Consider the following 21,662-nt stretch of genomic DNA (forward strand, 5'->3'; position numbering starts at 1 on the left):
TCAGCCGACGAGGGCCGGCAGGGTGGTCTCGATCGGGCCGCGGATGATCTCGTCGGCTTCTTCGTCGTACGGCGTGGGCTGGGCGTTCATGATGATCAAACGCTTGCCGGCCTTCAGCGCGACGTCGCACAGCCCGGCGGCCGGGTAGACCTGCAGCGACGTACCGATCGCCAGGAAGGTGTCGCAGGCCTCCGTCGCCGCGACCGCCGCGTCGAGGATGTTCTGGTCGAGGGACTGGCCGAACGAGACCGTCGCGGACTTGAGGATGCCGCCGCAGATCTCGCAGGCGGGGTCCTCCTCGCCGGCCTCGAGGCGGGGGAGGAGGTCGGCCATCGGGATCCGGCGGGCGCAGTTCAGGCAGTCGACGAACCAGACCGTGCCGTGCAGTTCGAGGACGTTCACCGACCCGGCCTTCTGGTGCAGGCCGTCGATGTTCTGGGTGATCAGCGCGGTCAGACGGCCCTGGCGCTCGAGGTCGGCCAGCGCGCGGTGGCCGGCGTTCGGCTCGGCGGTCCAGGCGGGCGCGGCGAGGCGGTGCTTCCAGGCGGCGGCCCGGACCTGCTGCGACGCGACGTACTCGTCGATGTCGAACATCGCCTGCGCGCCCGGGTCTTTTGTCCACAATCCCTGCGGCCCGCGGAAGTCCGGGATGCCCGACGCGGTCGAGATCCCGGCACCGGTCAGTACGGCGAAACGTTCGGTCACGCCTCCGAACCTACCGGGCTCACTGGTTACTTGGCGGCCACTCCGTCGCGAGCACCGACATGACGATCGAGTCCACCCACTCGCCTTCCCACAGCAGGTCGTCGCGCAGCCGGCCCTCGACCACGAACCCGGCCTTCTCGTACGCCCGCTGCGCCCGCGGGTTGAACGCGTACACCCCGAGGCTGATCCGGTGCAGCCCGAGCACCTCGATGCCGTAGCCGACGATCAACCGGGTCGCCTCGGTCCCCAGCCCCCGTCCACGACCGCTCGGCCCGATCAGGATCCGGAAGTTGCACGCCTGGTTGTCCGGGTCGTAGTCGTTCAGCACCGCCTCACCGACGGTCTCGCCGGTGGCTTTGTCAACAATCGCCAGGTCGAGCCGATCGGGCTGGTCCTTGCGGGTCCGGATCCACTCCAGCGCCTTCTCGTCGCTGATCTCCCCGTGGCTCCCGGTCAGCCGGGCCACCTCGGGATCGTCCATCGCGGCCTTCATCGCCGGGAAGTCCTGCTCGTCCAGCACGCGCAGGACGACCAGCTCGCCGGTCAGGATCGGCTTGATCGAGAAGTCGGTCATGCCGGTCAGCCTGGGGCGTACCGGTCACTCGGCGCCAACGGTTTTCAGCCCAGCTTCCGTACGACGTACTGCCCGTCCTCCGCGGAGACCAGCTCCTGCCCGCGCATCCGGCACCAGGCAGGGATGTCCGTCGCTGCGGCCGGGTCGTCGGCCAGTACGGCGATGCTGTCGCCGACCGCCAGGTCCGGGAACGCCTGCGCGAGCTTGATCACCGGGAGCGGGCAGAGCATCCCGCGGCAGTCGAGGGTCGTCACATCCCCACCTCAGCACGGATCCGCCGAACCAGCCCGGGCAGCACCCGCGCGAAGCGGTCGACGTCCTCGTACGTGCTGCCGCGGCCGAGTGAGACCCGGACGTTGCCGTGGGTGAGTACGCCCATCGCAGCCAGGACGTGCGACGGGCGCAGCGTGCTCGCCGTACAGGCTGATCCGCTGGAGACGGAGAAGCCCTCGGCGTCCAGTGCGGTGACCAGGGCCTCACCGTCGACGTACAGGCAGGAGAAGGTCAGCACGTGCGGCAGCCGGTCCTCCGGATCCCCGACAACCTCCACGTCGGTGAGGTCAGCCGCTACCCGCGTCCTGAGCTCGGCGATCCAGGCCCGGTGCTGCTTGTCCAAGGCATCGGCTTCCAGGAGGCGGGCCTGCAGAGCAGCCGCGGCAGCCAGCGCAGCCGGGACGTTCGGGTGCCCGGGGGAGAGGCCGTCCTCGCGTTCGTCCACCGGCCAGGCCGGGGCGAACCGAGTGCCCTTCCGTACGGCGAGCAGCCCGACCCCGGCCGGGCCGCCCCACTTGTGAGCGCTTGCGGCCAGCACCGACCACCCGCCAGGGATGGGCTCGTGCCCGACCGTCGCGGCAGCGTCCACGAACAGGGGGACTCCAGCTGCGGCCGCAATCTCGCCAAGGCGGCTCACCGGCTGCCGCGTCCCCACCTCGTGATTCGCCGTCTGCAAGGCGGCCAGCGCGACGCCGGGCTGCCGGACCTGCTCGGCGAAGTCGTCGAAGTCGACCCGTCCCAGCTGGTCCACGCCCACCTCGTACGCCGTACCAGCTGCTGCTGCGGCATGCAGGACCGCCGAGTGCTCGACTGCGGAGTGCACCACCGTCGTACCGATCCGTCGCCGAGCAGCCGCGATGGCAGGCAGTCCGGCATGGATCGCGGCCGTTCCGGAGGTGGTCAGATACAGCTCGTCAGGCCGTACGCCGACGCCTTCCGCGAGCACCGCGCGGGCGTTGTCGAGCAGCAGCCGGGCGGTCCGTCCCTCGTGGTGCAACCGGGCCGGATCGGCCCACCCGGAATCGAGTGCCTGCAGCAACACCTCCCGCGCGGCAGGGTGCAGTTCCTCGGCACTTGCGGCGTCCAGATGTGCACGGTGGCTCACACGGGAAACGCTAAGCCCTACCTATGCGCAGAACGCGGGAGGCAGTCCAGTAGTGTTCTGTCGTCAGTCTCACCTGGGAAGGGAAAGGCGCCCCGTGGGTTCGAACGGCACGTCCGGAGTGGTCGCGCGAGCGGCGGGTCAGCAGACCCGCGCCGCGTCACGTCCGGCGAAGCGACGCCTGCTGGTCCCGGCAGCGGTAGTGGTCGGCACAATGCTGCTGACCGGCTGCTCGTCGGAGACCAACGCGCAGTGGAAACGACTTGGACTGCCGGAGGGTGCTTCGGACCGGACCGAGGCAGTCAGAAGCCTGTGGATCGGGGCGTGGATCGCTGCCCTGGTCGTCGGTGTGATGGTGTGGGGCCTGATCCTGTTCGCCGTGGTCCGGTACCGCCGGCGCAGCGAGGACGCGCCGCGGCAGACGCGCTACAACCTGCCGCTCGAGGTGCTCTACACACTCGCGCCGTTCGCGATCATCGGTGTGCTGTTCTTCTACACCGTCGAGCACGGCAACGTGATCACGAAGAACTCCGGTGCCTCGACGCACCAGATCAACGTGGTCGGCCAGCAGTGGCAGTGGACCTTCAACTACAAGGACACCGTCGACGGGCAGCAGGGCGTCTGGGAGACCGGCACGCTCGACCAGCCGGCCGAGCTGGTGCTCCCGGTGAACGAGTCGGTCGAGTTCGAGCTGACCTCGCCCGACGTGATCCACTCCTTCTGGGTGCCGGCCTTCTACTTCAAGCTGGACGTCATCCCGGGCCGGACCGGCAAGTTCGAGCTGACCCCGACCAAGACCGGCACCTTCGCCGGCAAGTGCGCGGAGCTCTGCGGCCTTTACCACAGCCGGATGATCTTCACCGTCCGCGTGGTCACCGCCGACGAGTACCAGGCACACCTGCGTGAGCTGGCGGCCAAGGGCCAGACCGGCGCCGCCACCGGTGGCCAGGACGCAACCACCATTCCCGGCCACGGGGAGCAGGAGGGCGAGAAGTGACCGACTTCGCTGAGCGCAGCGGCGCCGTAGGGGCCGCGAGCGCGTTGCCGAGGCGGCGCAGCAAGGGCCAGATCGCGGTCAAGTGGCTCACCACCACCGACCACAAGCTGATCGGTCACCTGTACCTGATCACCTCGTTCATCTTCTTCCTGATCGGCGGCGTGATGGCGCTGCTGATCCGCGCCGAGCTGGCCAAGCCGGGCCTGCAGATCGTGAACGAAGAGGTCTACAACCAGCTGTTCACGATGCACGGCACGATCATGCTGCTGCTGTTCGCGACGCCGCTGTTCGTCGGCTTCGCGAACGTGATCATGCCCGTTCAGATCGGTGCGCCCGACGTGGCGTTCCCGCGGCTGAACATGTTCAGCTACTGGCTGTTCCTGTTCGGCGGCACGATCACGATCTCCGGCTTCTTCACCCCGGGCGGCGCGGCCGACTTCGGCTGGTTCGCCTACGCCCCGCTGTCGAACGCGGTCCGTTCGCCGGGCGTCGGTGGCGACCTGTGGATCATGGGTCTGTACCTGGCCGGTCTGGGCACGATCCTCGGTGCGGTCAACTTCGTCACCACCATCATCACGATGCGCGCGCCCGGTATGACGATGTTCCGGATGCCGATCTTCACCTGGAACATCCTGGTGACCTCGATCCTCGTGCTGATCGCGTTCCCGATCCTGGCCGGCGCGCTGCTGATGCTGGAGGCGGATCGAGCCTTGGGGGCTCACGTCTTCGACGCGGCGAACGGTGGTCCACTCCTGTGGCAGCACCTGTTCTGGTTCTTCGGGCATCCAGAGGTCTACATCATCGCGCTGCCGTTCTTCGGCATCATCACCGAGATCCTCCCGGTCTTCAGCCGCAAGCCCGTCTTCGGCTACATCGGTCTGGTCGCCGCGACGCTGTGGATCGCGGTCCTCTCGGTGGCGGTCTGGGCGCACCACATGTACGTCACCGGAGCGGTGAACCTGCCGTTCTTCTCGTTCATGACGTTCCTGATCGCGGTCCCGACCGGGGTGAAGTTCTTCAACTGGATCGGGACGATGTGGGGCGGATCTCTGTCCTTCGACACCCCGATGCTGTGGTCGATCGGCTTCCTCACCACCTTCCTGTTCGGTGGCCTGACGGGCGTCATCCTGGCCTCGCCGGCCCTGGACTACCAGCTGTCCGACTCCTACTTCGTGGTGGCGCACTTCCACTACGTGGTGTTCGGAACGGTGGTGTTCGCGATGTTCGCGGGCTTCTACTTCTGGTGGCCGAAGATGACCGGCCGGATGCTCGACGAGAAGCTCGGCAAGCTGCACTTCTGGCTGCTGTTCATCGGCTTCCACACGACGTTCCTGGTGCAGCACTGGCTGGGCGTCGAGGGCATGCCGCGGCGCTACGCGTCGTACGGCGCGAACGAGGGCTTCACCACGCTGAACGAGGTCTCCAGCATCGGTGCCTTCGTGCTCGGCCTGTCGATGCTGCCGTTCTTCTACAACGTCTACAAGTCCCGCAAGGCGCCGCTGGTCGGCGTCGACGACCCGTGGGGCTGGGGACGTTCGCTGGAGTGGGCGACCAGCTCGCCTCCGCCGCGGCACAACTTCGTCAGCCTGCCGCGGATCCGGTCGGAGTCGCCGGCCTTCGACCTGCACCACCCGGACATCGCGCTCGCCGAGTACGGCGACAGCGGTGCCCCGCGGGACAACCTGCTCGACGCCGGTGAGGACCAGGGCCGGGTCGAGAACCTCGAGCGCAACTTGAACGCGGGCACCGGTACGACCGGGGACGGAGAGGGTAAGGCATGAAGGTCGAGGCCTGGGTCTTCGGCATCCTGACGCTGTTCGTCCTGATCGTCGCCCCGATCTACTGGATCATGTCGGAGGACCCGACCGGGACCACCGCACTGGTGATGACGTTCTTCCTGGCGCTGCTGGTGACGTTCTACCTGAGCATCACCGCGCGCCGGATGGACGCCCGTCCGGAGGACCGCAAGGAAGCCGAGATCGCGGACGGAGCCGGTGAGCTGGGCTTCTTCCCGCCGTACTCGTGGTGGCCGCTGTGGTGCGCCGCGACGCTGTCGATCATCGTGCTCGGCCTGGTCTTCGGCTGGTGGCTGTTCATCATCGGCACCGGGCTGGGGATCGTGGCGCTGTCCGGATTCATCTTCGAGTACTACCGCGGCGACCACGCGCACTGACGGAGCGCACTGACGGGACTCACGAAAAAGTCAACTAAAAGACCGTTCCGATCGTCATCAGTACAGCGGGTCCGAAAGGGCCCGCCGTACCGGTGGCGATCTGGTGCGTTAGGACCACCGCAGGGCGAGCTAGGCTTGCCGGGGCGGTGCAACGAATCTCAGGGGAGCTCAGGGTGTTGGGTAGTTCGGTGCGCAAACGCGGCCTGGCCGTGGCGGGGATCTGCGCGATGCTGGTGGTCGCGGCGGCTTGTAGTGACACCGACGGGGGCAGTCCAGCCGCGGGAGGCGCCCCGTCGAGTTCCACTCCCGGCGCGTCGACGACGCCCGGTGGCGACCAGAGCCAGACCCCGTCGACCGACCCGGCCGCGGCGAACGTGACCGTCACGCCGGCGAAGAACGCCGCGGCGGTCCGCCCGGACCAGCCGGTCAAGGTCGTCACCAGCTCCGGCACGCTGGACAACATCACCGTCAGCGACAAGGACGGCGACAAGGTCACCGGGTCGTTCAACGACGCCAAGTCGGAGTGGACGTCGCTGCCGCAGCTCAAGCCGAGCGCGACGTACACGGTGGCCGGGTCCGCGCAGGGCAGCGACGGCAAGACCGTGCAGATCAGCTCGACGTTCAAGACGCTGGCCGCGAGCACCAAGCTGAAGGCCTCGGTCGCACCGCTGAACGGCGAGACTGTCGGTGTCGCGATGCCGATCCAGATCTTCTGGAACAACCCGGTCAAGGACCGCGCCGCGGTCGAGAAGCGGCTCTCGGTGAAGACCTCGGTCCCGGTCGAGGGCACCTGGCACTGGATGAACAGCAAGCAGGTCAACTACCGGCCCAAGAACTACTGGCCGGCCGGCACCAAGATCACCGTGAACATCGCCACCCAGGGCGTCAACGCCGGCGGCGGCGTGTGGGGCTCGGCCAGCCGCGAGATCGATTTCGCGATCGGCAAGTCGGTCGTCACCAAGGTCGACGTCAAGAAGCACACGATGGCCGTCACCATCAACGGCAAGCTGGCCCGGACCATCCCGATCACCGCCGGCAAGGACGGGTTCACCACCCGCAGCGGCGTCAAGGTGATCATGGAGAAGTACCGCACCAAGCGGATGGACGCCCGCACCGTCGGCATCCAGCCCGGCGACCCGGAGTACTACGACATCCACGACGTCCAGTACGCCCAGCGCGTCACCAGCTCCGGTGAGTTCATCCACGGCGCTCCCTGGTCGAGCGGCAGCCAGGGCACCGAGAACGTCAGCCACGGCTGCGTCGGCATGAGTCTCAAGGACGGCGCCTGGTACTTCGCCCAAACGCTCCGCGGCGACCCGGTCGTCGTCACCGGCACCAACCGCCCCATGACCCCCGGCAACGGCTGGACCGACTGGAACGACTCCTGGACCAAGTACAAGGCTGGATCAGCCCTGGCCTGACCGGTCGCCCGGGCCTACCGCCCAGGCGCTAGAGCACCTAGGACCGCCCCACGCAGCTTGCGGGGGGCGGTCTGTGCTTTCCACCCCACGCTGTGGGCACGTGTTTCCACCTCCTGCTCGGTTCGGCCCGGTTTGCGGCTGATCGGGGGCTAGGCCCTCGAGACCGGCAGCCGGACTGCGGGCGGGAGGTCCCGGCGTACGGGGTTGGCCTGGAACGACTGGAGCATGAGCGCGGCGAAGCGTCTCGAGGCGGCGACTCTGAGCTCGGGGGTCGCGGCGCGGATGCCTTCGTTGGCCATCAGGGCGAGGGAGAGGTCCTCGAGCACGAAGTCGTCGCGGAGGGCGCCGGCTTCCTTGGCGCGGCCGATGAGTTCCAGCAGCGAGCGGAGGGTGCGGTCGCGCTCGGCGGCGAACCCGGCGGCGGGCGGCAGGCTCGACGTGAAGGCCCGGGCGAACCCTCGATCCAGCGCGTGCTGCTCCATCATCCGCTCGATCATCCGGCTGAACCCCACCCACGGGTCAGCGGCGTCCAGTGCGTCCTGCGCGATCGTCGAGCAGAAGTTCATCTGCTCGGCGAAGGCCTCGACGTGCAGGGCTTCCTTGGTGGGGAAGTGCCGGTAGAGCGTCGCGACGCCGACCTCGGCCCGCCGAGCGATCTCCCGGATCGGCACGTCCAGACCTTCAGCAGCGAAAGCCAACCGCGCGACGGCAAGGATCCGCTCCCGGTTGTCCCGAGCATCCGACCGCAACCCTCCAGCGACCCGCCCACGCCCAGCACCCTGCCGTGCCCCCGATCCCACCTTGGGCTCCCGGCCCGGCGCGGGTGCCACCGCCGGTCCCACCGCAGGCGCCGGCCCAGCCTCCTGCCACGCCTCCGATCCCACCTCACGCTCCCGGCCCGGCTCGGGTCCCACCCGAGGCGCCGGTCCGGCTGGTTGTGTTCTCACTTCGGTTGTCACGGGTCTCAGTTTAGCTAAGCGGACGGGGTGTTCCGTTACGTTCGCGGGCATGAGAGTTCTGGAGTTCAGTGAGTACGGGCCGCCGAGTGTGTTGCGTATCGGGGAGGTCGAGGCGCCGCATGCGGGGCCGGGGGAGATCCGGATCGCGGTGAAGGCTTCTGGGGTGTCGGCGGGGGAGATCGGGATTCGGTCGGGGCGGTTTCGGGAGCTGGTGCCGACCGAGTTTCCGTACCGGACCGGGTTCGACGCCGCGGGAGTGGTGGACGAGGTCGGCGACGGCGTGGACGGGGTGAGCGTTGGGGACGAGGTCTTCGGGTTCACCTCGATGACCGGCCGGGCGGCGAACGCGGACTTCGTCGTACTGGCTGCTTGGGCGCCGAAACCGGCCGTCTGGAGCTGGGAGGAGGCCGGAGGGGCAGCTGGGAGTGTGGAGACCTCCACGCGCGTCCTGGACCGCCTGAGCGTCCAACCAGGCGACACGGTGCTGATCCAGGGAGCCGCCGGGGGAGTGGGGACCGTCGCCATCCAGCTCGCGGTTGCTCGCGGCGCACGAGTGATCGGTACGGCGAGTGAGCGCAACCACGCCTTCCTCAAGTCCCTGGGCGCCGAGCCTACGACGTACGGGCCGGGGCTGGAGGACCGCGTCAGGGAGCTGGCCCCGGGCGGCGTCGACGCGGTGTTCGACTGCGCGGGAGGCGCGCTGGAACAGCTGATCACCATCGCCGGCGACCCGGCGCGTGTGGTGACGATCGCCGACTTCAGCGCAGCCCAGTACGGCGTTCACATGTCCCACAGCGCACCCGCTGACGAGACCGGCGAGGCGCTGGGCGCGGGAGCCGACGTACTGGCCGTCCATGGTCTGGCCGAGGCGGTCGAGCTCGCCAACGAGGGCCGGCTCCGGATCCCCGTGGCGGCGGCGTTCCAGCTCACCGAAGCAGCCGCCGCGCACGAGCTGAGCGAGTCCCGCCATGCTCGCGGGAAGATCGTCCTGCTCCACTGACCGACGGGGGGAGCTCGGGCCCGCCGAAGCGAGCCGTCCGAGGGAGAACCCGAGGCATAGGCCACGGCAGCAGGCACCCAAAGCAACCGGCAGCATCCACCCAAAGCAAAGCAAAAGGCCCCGGCTCTCTCGAGCCGGGGCCTTTCACATCGTGCTTGGTCAGTGCTTGGTGATCTGCTCGCGCGCCGTCTCGTCGTCGACCTCGACGGTGCCGGTCAGGCCGGGGACCTCGGCGGTGTGGCCGAGCTCCTCGTGGTCGTCGTGACCGTGGCCGTGAGCGTGCGCCTCTTCGATCTCCGCGGCGGTCGGCTTCTGGACCGAGTCGGCGAAGTAGAAGCGGGACAGCGCCGCGCGGATCCTGGTCAGGCCGCGGTGCGGAGCCGCAACACCGTTCTCGTCCGTCTCCGGGCCGACCTCGAGGGGCAGCGTCCGGTCGCGGGCGGTCAGGGAGTACGCCTCGTAGTTCGAGATCGGGGCGTGCTTCTCGGTGTACTCACCGTCGGGCGACCGCATGATGATGCCGGTCTCCAGGCCGTGCAGCAGCCGGTCGTTGTCGGCGCGCTGCAGCGAGATCGCGATCCGCCGGGTCGCCCAGAAGGCGAACACCGGGCCGAGGAACACCGCGAACCGCAGGAACCAGGTGACCGAGTTGAGCGAGATCCCGAAGTGCGTGGCCACCAGGTCGTTGCCGCCACCGATCCACAGCAGGCCGTAGAAGGTGATGAACGCGGCACCGATCCCGGTCCGGGTCGGTACGTTGCGCGGCCGGTCGAGCAGGTGGTGCTCCCGCTTGTCGCCGGTGATCCACTGCTCGATGAACGGGTAGAGGGCCACCAGGGTGACGAACGCGGGCGGGATGATCAGCGCCGGTATCAGCAGGTTCCAGCTCAGCGTCACGCCCCAGAAGTGGGACTCGAAGCCGGGCATGATGCGGACCGAGCCTTCCAGCCAGCCCATGTACCAGTCGGGCTGCGAGCCCGCCGTCACCTCGGCCGGGTTGTACGGGCCGTACAGCCAGACCGGGTTGATCTGCAGCAGCGCGCCCATCAGGGCGGTGATGCCGAAGACGACGAAGAAGAAGCCGCCGGCCTTGGCCATGTAGACCGGCATCAGCGGGTAGCCGACGACGTTCTTCTCGGTCCGGCCGGGACCGGGGTACTGGGTGTGCTTGTGGTAGACGACCAGGATCAGGTGGGCCGTCACGAGGGCCAGGATCAGGCCGGGGATGAGCAGCACGTGCACGGTGAAGAACCGCGACACCATGTCGTCCCCGGGGAACTCGCCGCCGAAGATGAAGAAGCTCATCCAGGTCCCGACCACCGGTGAGGCCTGGATCATGCCCTGGGTGATGCGCAGTCCGGTGCCGGACAGCAGGTCGTCGGGGAGGCCGTAGCCGATGAAGCCCTCGATGATGCCGAGGAACAGCATCCCGAAGCCGATCACCCAGTTCAGCTCGCGCGGCTTGCGGAACGCGCCGGTGAAGAAGATGCGCAGCAGGTGCACCATCATCGAGGCGACGAACAGGACGGCCGCCCAGTGGTGGATCTGGCGCATCAGCAGGCCGCCGCGGACGTCGAACGAGATGTCCAGCGTCGAGGCGTAGGCCTCGGACATGTGCAGACCCTTGAGCAGGCTGTACGAGCCCTGGTACTCGATCTCGGCCATCGACGGCTTGAACCAGAAGGTGAGGAAGACGCCGGTCAGCAGCAGGATGATGAAGCTGTAGAGGGCGATCTCACCGAGCATGAACGACCAGTGGTCGGGGAAGACCTTGCGCAGGTTCTTCTTGCCGATCTTGGTGATGCCGATGCGGTCGTCGACCCAGGCGACCGGCGGGGGAAGTTCTTTCGTGGCCACTGTTGTCACCCTCGTTCCCAGAAGCTCGGGCCGACCGGTTCGGTGAAGCCGCTCTGCGCGACCAGGTAGCCCTCGGCGTCCACGGCCAAGGGTAGCTGGGGCAGCGGACGGGCGGCAGGGCCGAAGATGACCTTGGCGCCGTCGGCCAGGTCGAACGTCGACTGGTGGCAGGGGCAGAGCACGTGGTGCGTGGTCTGCTCGTACAGCGAGATCGGGCACCCGACGTGGGTGCAGATCTTGGAGTAGCACAGGATCCCGTCGATGCCCCAGTTCTCGCGGCCGGCCGGGGTGCGGATCTCGTTCGGTGCGATCCGCACCACGATCACCGCCGCCTTGGCCTTGGCGTTCTGGTACTCGACCGGGCTCTCCTCCTGGATCGGGGCCAGGTTGGCGGGCGCGCCGTTGACCAGCTGACCGACGACCAGGTCGGACGGCTTGATCGGGCGCAGCGTCACGTCGTTCACGACCCGGATGCCCTGCGCCCAGATGGTGTTGTACAGCTTGCGGCCCGGCGAGGGGCCGAGGTCGCGCAGCAGCACGATGGCCGGCAGACCGAGCAACGCCATCGCGCCGATCAGCGACCGGCGGATCAGCTTGCGGCGGCCGAACCCGGACTCGGCGACGCCGGTCTGGAAGCCCTCGATGATGTCGGCGCGCTGCTCCGGCGAACCGCTGGCGTCGTGCCGCAGCTCGACGATCTCGGTGTCGACCATCAGTTTCTTGGCCCACTGGATCGCGCCGGCGCCGATCAGGAACAGCGCCACGCCCAGGCACAGGCCGATCGTCATGTTGTTCGCGTTGCCCGACAGCGGGCCGAACTCCAGGACGGCGTCACGCGGGATCGCGAAGTACCCCACGCACGCGCCGAGCGAGAGCACACCGGCGAGCGTGAACATCGTCGCGACCTGGCGCTCGACGCGGTCGGCGGCCTTCGGGTCGATGTCGGTGATGCGGTGCTCGTGCAGCTCGATGCCCGGGTCGGCGATCGGCTCGGCCAGCTCCACGGCGCCGTGGCCGTGGTCGTCGTCCCCGCTCACCGCGGGAAGGTTCTTGTCGTCGCTCATTCGGCCTTCGCTCCCTTGGCCCTGACGCCCTTGGCGCCGATCCAGACCGCTACGCAGACCAGTAGGCCGATCCCGACCAGCCAGCCCCACAGACCCTCAGACACGGGGCCGAGGCGGCCGAGTCCGAAACCACCCGGGTCTTTCTGCTCCTGCAACGCGTTCAGGTACGCGATGATGTCGCGCTTGTCCTGAGCCTGCAGCACCTGGTCCGAGAAGACCGGCATCTGCTGCGGGCCGGTCAGCATCGCCTCGTAGATGTGCTTGGGGTCGACGCCCATCAGCGACGGGGCGTAGCGGCCGTTCGGCAGCGCGCCACCCTTGCCGGCGAAGTTGTGGCAGGCGGTGCAGTTGGTCCGGAACAGCTCGCCACCGCGGGTCACCTGCTCGTCGGTCGCCTTGCTGATGTCGTAGGAGTCCGACGCCGGCACGGCCGGGCCGGGCGCCAGCGACGCGACGTACGCGGCCAGGGCCTCGATCTCCTCCGGCGTGTACGCCGGGGTCTTGCGGGGGATCTGGGCGCCGGGCTGCATGGCCGGCATCCGGCCGGTGCCGACCTGGAAGTCGACGGCGGCCGCGCCGACGCCGATCAGCGACGGGCCGGCGAACTTGCCCTCGCCGTTGCCGCCACCCTCGGCGTTCAGGCCGTGGCAGCTGGCACAGCCGACAGCGAAGAGCTTCTTGCCCTCTTCGATCTGCTGGGACTGGGCCGAGTTGTCGGCGACCGCGTTGTCAGGGGCGAAGGCGGCGTACGCCGATCCCACTGCGAGGAGGCCGAACAGGAGCACGACGAGGCCGGCTGACCGGTGCCGTCGTCGCGCAGACAAAAAGCGCGCCGGTGACAAGGAAAGTCTCTTCTCACTCATTTGAGCAGGTAGATGGTCGCGAACAGGGCGATCCAGACCACGTCGACGAAGTGCCAGTAGTACGACACGACGATCGCCGAGACGGCCTGTTCGTGGGTGAACTTACGAGCCATGTACGTGCGTGCGAGCACGTACACGAAAGCGATGAGACCGCCGGTCACGTGCAGACCGTGGAAGCCGGTGGTCAGGTAGAAGACCGATCCGTACGGCGACGAGGCGATCGTCACACCCTCGTGGATCAGCGTGGCGTACTCGGTCACCTGGCCGGCGATGAAGACCGCGCCCATCACATACGTGAGGATGAACCACTCACGCATGCCCCAGGACCGCGGGTTCAGCACCGAGCCGGTCCGGCCGACCCGGCCGTGCTCGGCGGCGAAGACGCCGAACTGGCAGGTGAACGACGACAGCACCAGGATCGTGGTGTTCACCGCCGCGAACGGGATGTTCAGGAGCGCTGTGGAGGCGTCCCACAGGGTCTCCGTTCCCGGTGCCGCGGCGGCGGTCGTCACCGACCGGATCGTGAAGTACGCCGCGAACAGGGCGGCGAAGAACATCAGTTCGCTCGAGAGCCAGACGATCGTGCCGACACTGACCATGCTGGGACGGTCGTGGTGTCCGTGTTCACGGGACGCTGGGAGTGCGGTTGCAGTGGCCACGCGGTCATTATGTCGGTCCAGGTTCCTGACAGCACGCCCACCCCCATGCATGTCGGCCCTTTGTTGTTTCTACTGTGGGAGAGTGCTTCCCCTCCACGCCGGACCCGGCGATCAGATCGAGCCGATCACGCCGCTGCGGCTGCTGACCGCCTGGACCTTCGAACCGGTGCTGCTGGCCGTGATCGTGGCCGTCGGCGCCGTCTACCTGTACGGCGTTCACCGCCTGCGTGCGCGGGGGGACAAGTGGTCGCGCGGGCGGACGTTCTCCTTCGTCGGCGTCGGTCTGGGCAGCGCGGTGATCGCGACCCAGTCGGTGCTCGGTGCCTACGACACCGTTCTGCTCAGCGTGCACATGGCCCAGCACATGGTGCTGTCGATGCTCACCCCGCTGGCGATGGCGCTCGGCGCGCCGGTGACGCTTGCTCTGCGCACCCTTCCGCGGCGGCCGCGCGGCTGGCTGCTCGCCGTACTGCACTCGCGCTTCGCGAAGGTGATCTGCTTCCCGCTGATCGGCTTCACGCTGTTCGTGCTGAGCCCGTGGGCCCTCTACTTCAGCGGCTGGTACGACGCGACGCTGCGCTCGACGATGCTGCACGACCTGCTGCACGTCCACTTCATCGCAGTCGGCGCCCTGTTCTTCTGGCCGCTGCTCGGCCTGGATCCGGTGCCTGGCCGCGTGATCTACCCGTTCCGGCTGATGCTGACGTTCCTGACGCTGCCGTTCCACGCGTTCCTCGGGATCACGATCATGTCGGCGAACAAGCTGATCGCGGAGGACTGGTACACGTCGTTCGGCCGGTCCTGGCCGCCGTCACCGCTGCGTGACCAGTACATCGCGGGCGGTCTGCTCTGGGGCTCCGGCGACATCGTCGGACTCGTCTTCTTCGCCGTGCTCTTCGTCCAGTGGGTGCGCCAGTCGCAGCGTGAAGCCAAGCGTGAGGACCGGCGGCTGGACCGGTTGGAGGAACAGGCGCGCAGAGCCGCGCCACCACCCCGGTAGCATGCGCGGTGTTATCTGCCTGTCCACACACAGCTTGGGATGAAGCGATGAGTTCAGAGCGTCCGCTGAAGGTGCTGGTCTACAGCGACGACCGTACGACGCGGGAGTCGGTCCGGCTGGCCCTGGGCAAGCGGCCCGCCGCCGATCTGCCCGAGCTCGAGTACTTCGAGTGCGCGACCGAACCGGCCGTGATCAAGATCATGGACAAGGGCGGCATCGACCTGGCCATCCTGGACGGCGAGGCCGTTCCGGCCGGCGGCATGGGCATCGCCCGGCAGCTCAAGGACGAGATCTTCCGCTGCCCGCCGGTCCTGGTGATCACCGGTCGTCCGCAGGACGCCTGGCTGGCCACCTGGTCGCGGGCCGAGGCCGCGGTCTCGCACCCGATCGACCCGGTCCGGCTCGCCGAGGTGACCGCCGAGCTGCTGCGGCAGCGGGTCGAGTCGCTGCCCGCGACGACCTGATCCGGCGATGACCGCCGCTTTCACCTGGCCGCAGGTGCTCAACCCGCTGCTGCGGCACGAGGACCTCGACGGCGCCGCCACCGGCTGGGCGATGGAGCAGATCCTGTCCGGCGCGGCCTCACCGGCCCAGCTGGCCGGGTTCGTGATCGCGCTGCGGTCCAAGGGCGAGACCGTCGTCGAGGTCGAGGGACTCGTCACCACGATGCGCGACTTCGCCACCCGGCTGGAGGTGTCCGGCCGCACGCTGGACGTCGTCGGCACCGGCGGTGACCAGGCGCACACGGTGAACATCTCCACCATGTCGGCGATCGTCGCGGCCGGGGCCGGGGCGAAGATCCTCAAGCACGGCAACCGCGCGGCCTCGTCGGCGTGCGGCGCTGCCGACGTACTGGAGGAGCTCGGGATCCCGCTCGACCTGACCGCGGCCCAGGTGGCGGCGGTGGGGGAGCGGGCGGGGATCACGTTCTGCTTCGCGCCGGCGTTCCACCCGGCGCTGCGGCACGCGGCCGTCCCGCGGCGCGAGCTCGGCGTACCGACGACGTTCAACTTCCTCGGCCCGCTGGCCAACCCGGGCAACCCGTCGGCTCAGGCCGTCGGTGTCGGCGACGGGCGGATCGCGGGCCTGATGGCCGGCGTACTGGCTCGGCGGGGGATCGACGCGCTGGTCTTCCACGGCGACGACGGGCTGGACGAGCTGACCACGATGACGACGTCGCAGGTCTGGTCGGTCGGCGGCGGGTCGGTCGAGGGGCCGGTGACGCTGGATCCGCGCGAGCTCGGGATCGAGCCGGTACCGACCGGAGCGCTGCGGGGCGGCGACGCGCCGTACAACGCGAAGGTCGTCCGCGCGCTGCTGGACGGGGAGACCGGGGCGGTGCGGGACGTCGTCCTGCTGAACGCGGGTGCGGCGCTTGCGGCGTACGAGGCGGAGCCGGGGACCGTGCAGACGCGGATTCGCGCCGGGATGGACCGTGCGGCCGAGGCGATCGACTCGGGCGCGGCGAAGGACGTGCTGGAGCGCTGGATCACGATCTGCGGAGAAGTCCGCGGCTGAGATCGTTCTGTACGGCGCCCGCTCCTCTTCGTGAGGAGCGGGCGTCTTTGCCGTCGGCTACTTGTTGAACTGGATCTTGGAGACGTTGGTGCGCCAGACCGGCGCCCACTGCGGGGTGGAGCCGGCGATGTCGGCGACCGAGACGACCGCCGTACCGTCACCGCGGTCGACCACCGCCACCATCACCGTCGAGAACGTCTCGGGCAGCTTCGGCTTGCGGACGTCGACCTTGATCGTCAGCTCGTGGCCCGCGTGCCCGTCGACGGTCAGCGGCCGGTGGGTGGCCTTGCCGATCAGCTTCACGTTCGGGTCGTAGAGGCGGACGAGCGCGGTGCTGGCGGCCTTGATCGTCGCGTCCTTGAGCCCAGCCGGGGTATTGGTGAACACGATGTCCTTGCTCAGGCTGCCGAAGGAGACGTAGTTCACCCAGTCCTCCTTGCCGTCGTACTCCTTGTGCACACTCAGCACGCTGCCCATCCCGCTGAGCAGCCCGGTGCGATCGGCCTGCGACTTCCACGCCGACGACATCATCGGCATCGTGTCGTCCCCGCCGTTGTAGAACAGCCCACCGATCACACGCCCTTCCGGCGTCGGCGTCGGCGAGGGGCGAATGGACGGGCTGATCGTCTTCACGTCGCCGGCGTTCCCCGCCGGCACGTCGACGGGCGATACGGCCTGAGCGTTCGACCACAACCACGACACGCTGAACACAGTCGTCAGCACAGCGACGAGCACCAGCGACAAGGCCCCAATCAACCGAGCCCGCTGAACATTCCCACCCGGAGGCCGATCCACCACGCCGTACGAGTCGTCGTCCCCACCGTCGTCCGGCGGTCCACCAGTTTCCTGCTCCTGCCACCCACCCCGAGCCGCCCGCCGAGCTTGCGACCCGTGCGCCCCATGCTCCTGCCGCGAAGTCCCCAGCGGAGCTTGCCCTTCAGCCGGCGTCCCCAGCGGCGTGTGCCCCTGAGCGCCAGGTCCCACAGGCACCTGGTCAGATCCCATGGGCGACTGCTCCAAAGACCCCAACCGCTGCGGCGGCTGCCCTTGCGCACCGGGCCGTTGCTCTGCCTGCCCTAGAGGCCACAGCGCATCCTGTGCTTGCCCCTGAGGCCGAGGCCCCTGCGGTACCTGCCCATGCGGCGGTCCCTGCGCCGGTCCCTGCATCGCCGGCCCCTGACCGTACGGCCCAGGTCCCTGCGGCCCACTCTGCCCAGTTCCTTGCCCACCCGGCCCAGGCCCCTGCGGCCCAGTCCACTGACCTTGCTCCGGACGCTGCCCGTACGGCACAGCAAACCCAGGCTCCTGCGGCCCACCAGGCCCACTGAACCTCTGCGAATCTCCAGGCTGCGCAACCCTCTGCCCACCCGGCCCCTGCGGCCCACCCGCCTGCGCGGACCCTTGCCCGCTAGGCCCCTGCGGACCGCCCGGCTGCGTGGACCCTTGCCCGCTGGGCCCCTGCGGACCTCCCGGCTGCGCGGACCCTTGCCCGCTAGGCCCCTGCGGACCTCCTGCCTGCACGGGCCCTTGCCCGCTTGCCTCTTGCGGACCTCCGGGCTGCGACGCCCCATGTCGACCCGGCGTCTGCGGACCACCCGGCTGCTGTGGCGCCTGCCCACCGGTTCCCCGCGCCCCGGGCCCGTACTGCCCCGGCGCCTGCGGCCGCCCCTGCTGCCCGTACGACGCCTGCGGACCCACCGGCCCATCAGGCTGCTGCTGTACTTGGCCCACCGGACCACCCGGCTGCTGCCCAGCAGACCGAGGCGCCTGCTCCGCCGAACCTCCAGCGCGCTGCACCGGCCCACCCGCCTGCTGCGCGGGCGCACCCGCGTGCTGGGTACGTGCACCTGCGTGCTGCGCCGGTCCACCGGCCTGCTGCGACGGACTACTCGCCTGCTGCGCGGGGCCTTCCGCCTGCGACGGCCGACCACCTGTCTGCGACGGCCGGCCACTTGGCTGCTCCACCGGACCTCCACCGTGCCGCACCGGACCGCCTGCTTGCTGCGCGGGATCATCCGCGCGTTGCGACCAACCAGCTGTCTGCTCCGCAGGACCGCCAGCCTGCATCGGCGGACCCGCGTGCTGCGCGGGACCACCGGCGTACTGCGACGGACCACCAGGTTGCTGCGGGGGAGCACTCGTCTGTCGTACGGGACCACCGGCGTGCTGCGGCAGACCATCGGCCTGCCGCGGTCCACCGTTCGGCTGCTGCGGCTCACGGCCACCGAGCGGGGCCTGCTGCGTCAGCGGCCGACCAGGCGGCTGTTGCGCCGACTGCTGGCCCGGCGGCTGCATCGGTTGCTGGGTCGGATGCCCAGGCACCTGCTGCCCACCAACCGTCCCCTCGGAAGTGCGCGGACGCGGGGGAGGCGGCGGCGGGGGAGCCGGCGCCGGCGACTGCCCGAACAACGGATCCGACCCACCCAACGAATCAGAACCCCCGCCACTCAACGGCCCCGAGGATCCACTCAGCGAACTCGAGGACTGACGACTCGGCCCCGAAGGTCCGCCCAGCGAATCCGAAGACTGACGAGTCGGCGCCCCCGAAGGCCCGCCGAGCGGAGCTGACGGTCGGTTGCCTAAGGCATCCACTCCGGCATCGCCTTGCGGACCTGTCGTACGACCGCTCAGCGGGTCCCCTTGCCCTCCCGCCCGGCGATCACCCGAGACGCCTTCGCTCGGGGCCGATTGGCCTGCGACGCGATCGCCAGGGAACTCGCCCCGGGTACGGGCGTCATCGCGTGCGGCGCCCTCGGCGGACCTACGGTCACCCAGAGGCGGTTGGCCGGCGATGCGGTCGTCGGGGAAGCTGTTGGTCGGCGTACGAGAGCCTTCCCCCGACGTGCCGTCGGCAGGCAGGCGGTCGCCTGTGGCGGGGTCCGTGGTGGAGCGGTCGGCCGGGGTGCGCGCACCTGGGTCCTCACCCACCGCGTCCGGCGGAAGATCGGGCCGGCGCGGGGGGCTTGGGGGCGGGGGCGCGCTGTGGCGGGGCGGGGTTTCGTTCTCAGCCAACGTTGATTCCCTTGTAGAGCTGGGCTTCGGCCGTCCTCAGATCCGGCCGGGTGGTCGGGATGTCGCTGATGTAGGCGACGGCGGTGCCGTCGCCCAGATCGAACACCGCGACCGTCAGGGTCAGTGCCTTGGCGACGATCTTCGGGTTCGTCGCCGTGACGGACTGCTGGTAGTACCAGCCGTTCTTGCCGGAACGCTTCACCGCGCCGTTGCGCAGGTCCGCGAACTTCACCTGGATGTCGCCGTACAGCGTGCTGCGCAGCTGCCCGGACAGGTCCGCGGCGGTCGCCTTCACATCGCCGTTGAACAGGACCGACGTACCGAGCGAACCGACGAACGCGTCGGCGTACCAGCTGTTCTTGCCGTCGAACTTCTCCTGCAGCAGCACGTACTGCCCGCTGGAGTTGACCAGTTGCGGAACGAGCCGCTTGCGGTCCGACCACGGCGGGCGCTGCCGCGGGAACGAGATCGCCTCGGAGGCGATCCGTCCGCCCTCGTGCAGCTTCGGGTCCTTGGACTGACCGGGGCGCACGGTGCTCTGGCTGCCCGGCGGGGTCGTCGGGGCACTCGTCGGCGCGGTCGGCGTACCGCTCGGCGTGGTGGTCGGCACACTGCTCGTCGGCTCGGGCTCGGCCTTCTTGTCGTCGCGGTTGGCGACGAAGAACACTCCGGCGACGATGATCAGCACCAGCCCGACCGCACCGGCGACGATCAGCAGTGTCTTGGGCGGTCCGCCGGGCTTGTCCCCACCGGACGACTTCTGCCGCGTACCGCCGCCAGTCGGGCCGGTCGGCCCCGCCTGCCACTGCGGGTCGCCCTGCTGCGGTCCCCACCCAGTCGCGCCGCTCTGCTCGGCCCCTACCTGCTGGGTCTGAGTCACGCCGTGCCACGGGTCGTTCTGCTGGCCCTCGGTCTGCCACCCGGCGGCACCCTGCTGACCGTCGGTCTGCCATTCGTTCTGTACGCCGCTGGTCTGCCAACCGGCCGCACCCTGCTGCGCGTCGCCGCCGCCTTGCCAACCGGCCGCACCCTGCTGTGCATCGCCACTGCCCTGCCAGCCGCCGGCACCTTGCTGTGCCTCGCCGCTGCCCTGCCACTCGGGCGTGCTCTGCTGCGGGTCGCCCTGCCACTCCGGGGCGCCCTGCTGCTCGCCGTTCTGCCACTGCGTGGTCTGCTGGTCAGCCCACTGTCCTTGCTCACCAGTCTGGCCCCACTGCGGCGTCGCCTGCTGCTCGTCGCTGGTCCGCCAGTGGTCCGGAAAGTCGTCGTTCGTCGGCGACTCGTCAGGCACCTGCCACAGCTGAGGCTTCTCGTCCCCGCCTGCGGTGCCCTCTGCACCTGTCTCCGCAGCACCAGCGTCCGTCGTACCCGCCGGATCTGTTGCCAACGACAACGTCCACTGGTTCTGCGCCGGCTCGGGGTCACCGGCGACAGTCGCCGGATCTGGTCCGCTGGTCTGGTCACCCGCCTCAGGCGCCGCCTGCTGAGTCCAGTGCCCGGCGTTGGTCTGCCCGGCAGGCCTCTGCGTCCAGGTCGCCCGGGCCTTCTCAGCAGCACTCACCGCCGCAGCATCAGCAGCACTGTCGCCAGACAAGGCTTGTACGCCGCCCTGCCCGTCGCCGGCTGCAGCAGCCCCAACGTCACCCCAGCCGCCAGCCCCCGAGCCTCCAGCGCTCACCCCAGCAGCACTCGAGCCACCAGCCGCACCCGTGTTCAAGTCATCAGAACCCACAGCCCCAGCACCAACCGCGCCCCAGGCGCCAGTTCCTGAGCTGCCCGCTCCGCTCTCCTCAGTGCTCGCAGCCCCAGTGCGGTCCGCACCCCAGCCGCCAGCTGCCGAGTTGCTCGCCCCGCCGTCGCCAGACCCCGCAGCTCCAGCGCCGTCCGCGCCCCAGGCTCCAGCTGTCGAGTTGCTCGCTCCGCTGTCGCCAGAGCCCGCAGCCCCAGTGCCGTCAGCACCCCAGCTGCCGGCTCCTGTGCTGCTAGCCCCGCTCTCACCCCAAGTCCCCGACGGGCTCCACCCACCAGCCGTACCGCCAGGTGAACTCCCGGCTTCCTCCGTGCTGGCTGCGGTCCCGCCGGCAGTTGCCGCGCCGCCAGCGCCCGCCGTACCGCCATCGGACCAATGGCCCTCCGCCGTACCGCCGGCAGCTCCGCCAGCTCCCGCCGTACTGCCGGCAGCTCCGCCAGCTCCCGCCGCACCGCCCGCAGCCCCACCTGCTCCCGCCGTACCGCCGCCCCCGGCGCCTGCCTGGTCACCAGACGCACCGGACCATCCCGAACTGCTCTCCGGGCTGATCTCCTGGGTCGTGTCCTGCGGCTCCGGGGTGGCCTCGTCCGGCGTCTCGCGCTCGGTCTTGTTGGTCCACTGCGTCCCGTTCCACCAGCGGATGGTGTCCGGCTGTCCGGTGGGGTCCGGATACCAGCCGGCGGGAGGGTTGCTCATGGGTTCACCGTAACTTCAGCGGGGTGTCAGTCAGGCCAC

At 69.4% G+C, this 21,662-nt stretch carries 19 protein-coding genes; 8 read left to right on the top strand and 11 right to left on the bottom strand.

Annotated elements, in window-relative coordinates:
* The 4 genes from ACYVIO_RS21930 to ACYVIO_RS21945 are packed head-to-tail and all read right to left on the bottom strand — an operon-like array spanning position 1 to position 2,657.
* Positions 1-705 (bottom strand): SIR2 family NAD-dependent protein deacylase, encoded by a 705-nt coding sequence (locus ACYVIO_RS21930; RefSeq protein ID WP_460652719.1) that lies wholly within the window; start codon positions 703-705, stop codon positions 1-3.
* Between the two features lie 19 nt (positions 706-724).
* Positions 725-1,279 (bottom strand): GNAT family N-acetyltransferase, encoded by a 555-nt coding sequence (locus tag ACYVIO_RS21935; RefSeq protein WP_460652720.1) that lies wholly within the window; start codon positions 1,277-1,279, stop codon positions 725-727.
* Positions 1,280-1,323: 44 nt separating this feature from the next.
* The gene (locus ACYVIO_RS21940) at positions 1,324-1,533 is read right to left on the bottom strand and encodes a sulfurtransferase TusA family protein (RefSeq protein ID WP_460652721.1); all 210 of its coding nucleotides are present in this window, start codon (positions 1,531-1,533) and stop codon (positions 1,324-1,326) included.
* Positions 1,530-2,657, bottom strand: a complete 1,128-nt coding sequence (locus ACYVIO_RS21945; RefSeq protein WP_460652722.1) for a cysteine desulfurase family protein — start codon at positions 2,655-2,657, stop codon at positions 1,530-1,532. The genes ACYVIO_RS21940 and ACYVIO_RS21945 overlap by 4 nt, the downstream gene beginning before the upstream one ends.
* A gap of 94 nt (positions 2,658-2,751) precedes the next feature.
* Here ACYVIO_RS21945 and ctaC point away from each other — a divergent pair, with 94 nt between their 5' ends.
* From ctaC to ACYVIO_RS21965, 4 genes are all read left to right on the top strand, one after another.
* On the top strand, positions 2,752-3,651 hold the full coding sequence (ctaC, locus tag ACYVIO_RS21950; protein ID WP_460652723.1) for an aa3-type cytochrome oxidase subunit II: 900 nt from the start codon (positions 2,752-2,754) through the stop codon (positions 3,649-3,651).
* Between the two features lie 44 nt (positions 3,652-3,695).
* The gene (ctaD, locus tag ACYVIO_RS21955) at positions 3,696-5,432 is read left to right on the top strand and encodes an aa3-type cytochrome oxidase subunit I (protein WP_460653557.1); all 1,737 of its coding nucleotides are present in this window, start codon (positions 3,696-3,698) and stop codon (positions 5,430-5,432) included.
* Positions 5,429-5,824, top strand: coding sequence for a cytochrome c oxidase subunit 4 (locus tag ACYVIO_RS21960; protein ID WP_460652724.1), 396 nt, complete (start codon positions 5,429-5,431; stop codon positions 5,822-5,824). The genes ctaD and ACYVIO_RS21960 overlap by 4 nt, the downstream gene beginning before the upstream one ends.
* Positions 5,825-6,012: 188 nt before the next feature.
* Positions 6,013-7,245: a L,D-transpeptidase gene (locus tag ACYVIO_RS21965; protein ID WP_460652725.1), complete on the top strand. Its 1,233-nt coding sequence runs from the start codon at positions 6,013-6,015 to the stop codon at positions 7,243-7,245.
* Positions 7,246-7,394: 149 nt separating this feature from the next.
* Here the strand turns inward: ACYVIO_RS21965 and ACYVIO_RS21970 are convergent, their stop codons facing one another.
* Entirely contained in the window at positions 7,395-8,045 is a 651-nt protein-coding gene (locus ACYVIO_RS21970) for a TetR/AcrR family transcriptional regulator (RefSeq protein WP_460652726.1), read from the bottom strand.
* Positions 8,046-8,253: 208 nt separating this feature from the next.
* Between ACYVIO_RS21970 and ACYVIO_RS21975 the strand changes: the two genes are divergently transcribed.
* Positions 8,254-9,204 (top strand): NADP-dependent oxidoreductase, encoded by a 951-nt coding sequence (locus ACYVIO_RS21975; RefSeq protein ID WP_460652727.1) that lies wholly within the window; start codon positions 8,254-8,256, stop codon positions 9,202-9,204.
* Between the two features lie 159 nt (positions 9,205-9,363).
* Here ACYVIO_RS21975 and qcrB read toward each other — a convergent pair whose 3' ends face one another.
* Genes qcrB through ctaE form a run of 4 tightly spaced genes read right to left on the bottom strand, consistent with a single transcriptional unit; the run spans position 9,364 to position 13,698 of the window.
* Positions 9,364-11,061, bottom strand: a complete 1,698-nt coding sequence (gene qcrB, locus ACYVIO_RS21980) for a cytochrome bc1 complex cytochrome b subunit (RefSeq protein WP_460652728.1) — start codon at positions 11,059-11,061, stop codon at positions 9,364-9,366.
* Between the two features lie 5 nt (positions 11,062-11,066).
* Complete coding sequence (gene qcrA, locus ACYVIO_RS21985) at positions 11,067-12,125, bottom strand: cytochrome bc1 complex Rieske iron-sulfur subunit (RefSeq protein ID WP_460652729.1); 1,059 nt, start codon at positions 12,123-12,125, stop codon at positions 11,067-11,069.
* Positions 12,122-12,988, bottom strand: coding sequence for a cytochrome bc1 complex diheme cytochrome c subunit (qcrC, locus tag ACYVIO_RS21990; RefSeq protein WP_460652730.1), 867 nt, complete (start codon positions 12,986-12,988; stop codon positions 12,122-12,124). Before qcrC ends, qcrA begins: the two co-directional genes overlap by 4 nt.
* Positions 12,985-13,698: an aa3-type cytochrome oxidase subunit III gene (gene ctaE, locus ACYVIO_RS21995; protein WP_460652731.1), complete on the bottom strand. Its 714-nt coding sequence runs from the start codon at positions 13,696-13,698 to the stop codon at positions 12,985-12,987. Before ctaE ends, qcrC begins: the two co-directional genes overlap by 4 nt.
* 31 nt (positions 13,699-13,729) lie before the next feature.
* Here ctaE and ACYVIO_RS22000 point away from each other — a divergent pair, with 31 nt between their 5' ends.
* The 3 genes from ACYVIO_RS22000 to trpD are packed head-to-tail and all read left to right on the top strand — an operon-like array spanning position 13,730 to position 16,165.
* Positions 13,730-14,647, top strand: a complete 918-nt coding sequence (locus ACYVIO_RS22000) for a cytochrome c oxidase assembly protein (RefSeq protein ID WP_460652732.1) — start codon at positions 13,730-13,732, stop codon at positions 14,645-14,647.
* Positions 14,648-14,694: 47 nt separating this feature from the next.
* On the top strand, positions 14,695-15,111 hold the full coding sequence (locus ACYVIO_RS22005; RefSeq protein WP_460652733.1) for an Rv3143 family two-component system response regulator: 417 nt from the start codon (positions 14,695-14,697) through the stop codon (positions 15,109-15,111).
* Between the two features lie 7 nt (positions 15,112-15,118).
* Positions 15,119-16,165: an anthranilate phosphoribosyltransferase gene (gene trpD, locus ACYVIO_RS22010; RefSeq protein ID WP_460652734.1), complete on the top strand. Its 1,047-nt coding sequence runs from the start codon at positions 15,119-15,121 to the stop codon at positions 16,163-16,165.
* Between the two features lie 57 nt (positions 16,166-16,222).
* Here trpD and ACYVIO_RS22015 read toward each other — a convergent pair whose 3' ends face one another.
* Both ACYVIO_RS22015 and ACYVIO_RS22020 read right to left on the bottom strand, forming a co-directional pair.
* Complete coding sequence (locus ACYVIO_RS22015) at positions 16,223-17,170, bottom strand: hypothetical protein (protein WP_460652735.1); 948 nt, start codon at positions 17,168-17,170, stop codon at positions 16,223-16,225.
* A gap of 1,999 nt (positions 17,171-19,169) precedes the next feature.
* Positions 19,170-21,623, bottom strand: a complete 2,454-nt coding sequence (locus ACYVIO_RS22020) for a DUF2510 domain-containing protein (protein WP_460652736.1) — start codon at positions 21,621-21,623, stop codon at positions 19,170-19,172.
* Positions 21,624-21,662 lie beyond the last annotated feature (39 nt).

The organism is Kribbella endophytica, from assembly GCF_054781295.1.

What these genes read in the sequence shown, in the direction of transcription:
- qcrA (WP_460652729.1), bottom strand. Translation starts at nt 12,125, where the DNA reads ATGAGCGACGACAAGAACCTTCCCGCGGTGAGCGGGGACGACGACCAC.
- ACYVIO_RS21960 (WP_460652724.1), top strand. Translation starts at nt 5,429, where the DNA reads ATGAAGGTCGAGGCCTGGGTCTTCGGCATCCTGACGCTGTTCGTCCTG.
- ACYVIO_RS22005 (WP_460652733.1), top strand. Translation starts at nt 14,695, where the DNA reads ATGAGTTCAGAGCGTCCGCTGAAGGTGCTGGTCTACAGCGACGACCGT.
- ACYVIO_RS22020 (WP_460652736.1), bottom strand. Translation starts at nt 21,623, where the DNA reads ATGAGCAACCCTCCCGCCGGCTGGTATCCGGACCCCACCGGACAGCCG.
- ACYVIO_RS21935 (WP_460652720.1), bottom strand. Translation starts at nt 1,279, where the DNA reads ATGACCGACTTCTCGATCAAGCCGATCCTGACCGGCGAGCTGGTCGTC.
- ctaE (WP_460652731.1), bottom strand. Translation starts at nt 13,698, where the DNA reads ATGCATGGGGGTGGGCGTGCTGTCAGGAACCTGGACCGACATAATGAC.
- qcrC (WP_460652730.1), bottom strand. Translation starts at nt 12,988, where the DNA reads ATGAGTGAGAAGAGACTTTCCTTGTCACCGGCGCGCTTTTTGTCTGCG.
- trpD (WP_460652734.1), top strand. Translation starts at nt 15,119, where the DNA reads ATGACCGCCGCTTTCACCTGGCCGCAGGTGCTCAACCCGCTGCTGCGG.
- ACYVIO_RS21975 (WP_460652727.1), top strand. Translation starts at nt 8,254, where the DNA reads ATGAGAGTTCTGGAGTTCAGTGAGTACGGGCCGCCGAGTGTGTTGCGT.
- ACYVIO_RS22015 (WP_460652735.1), bottom strand. Translation starts at nt 17,170, where the DNA reads ATGGGATCTGACCAGGTGCCTGTGGGACCTGGCGCTCAGGGGCACACG.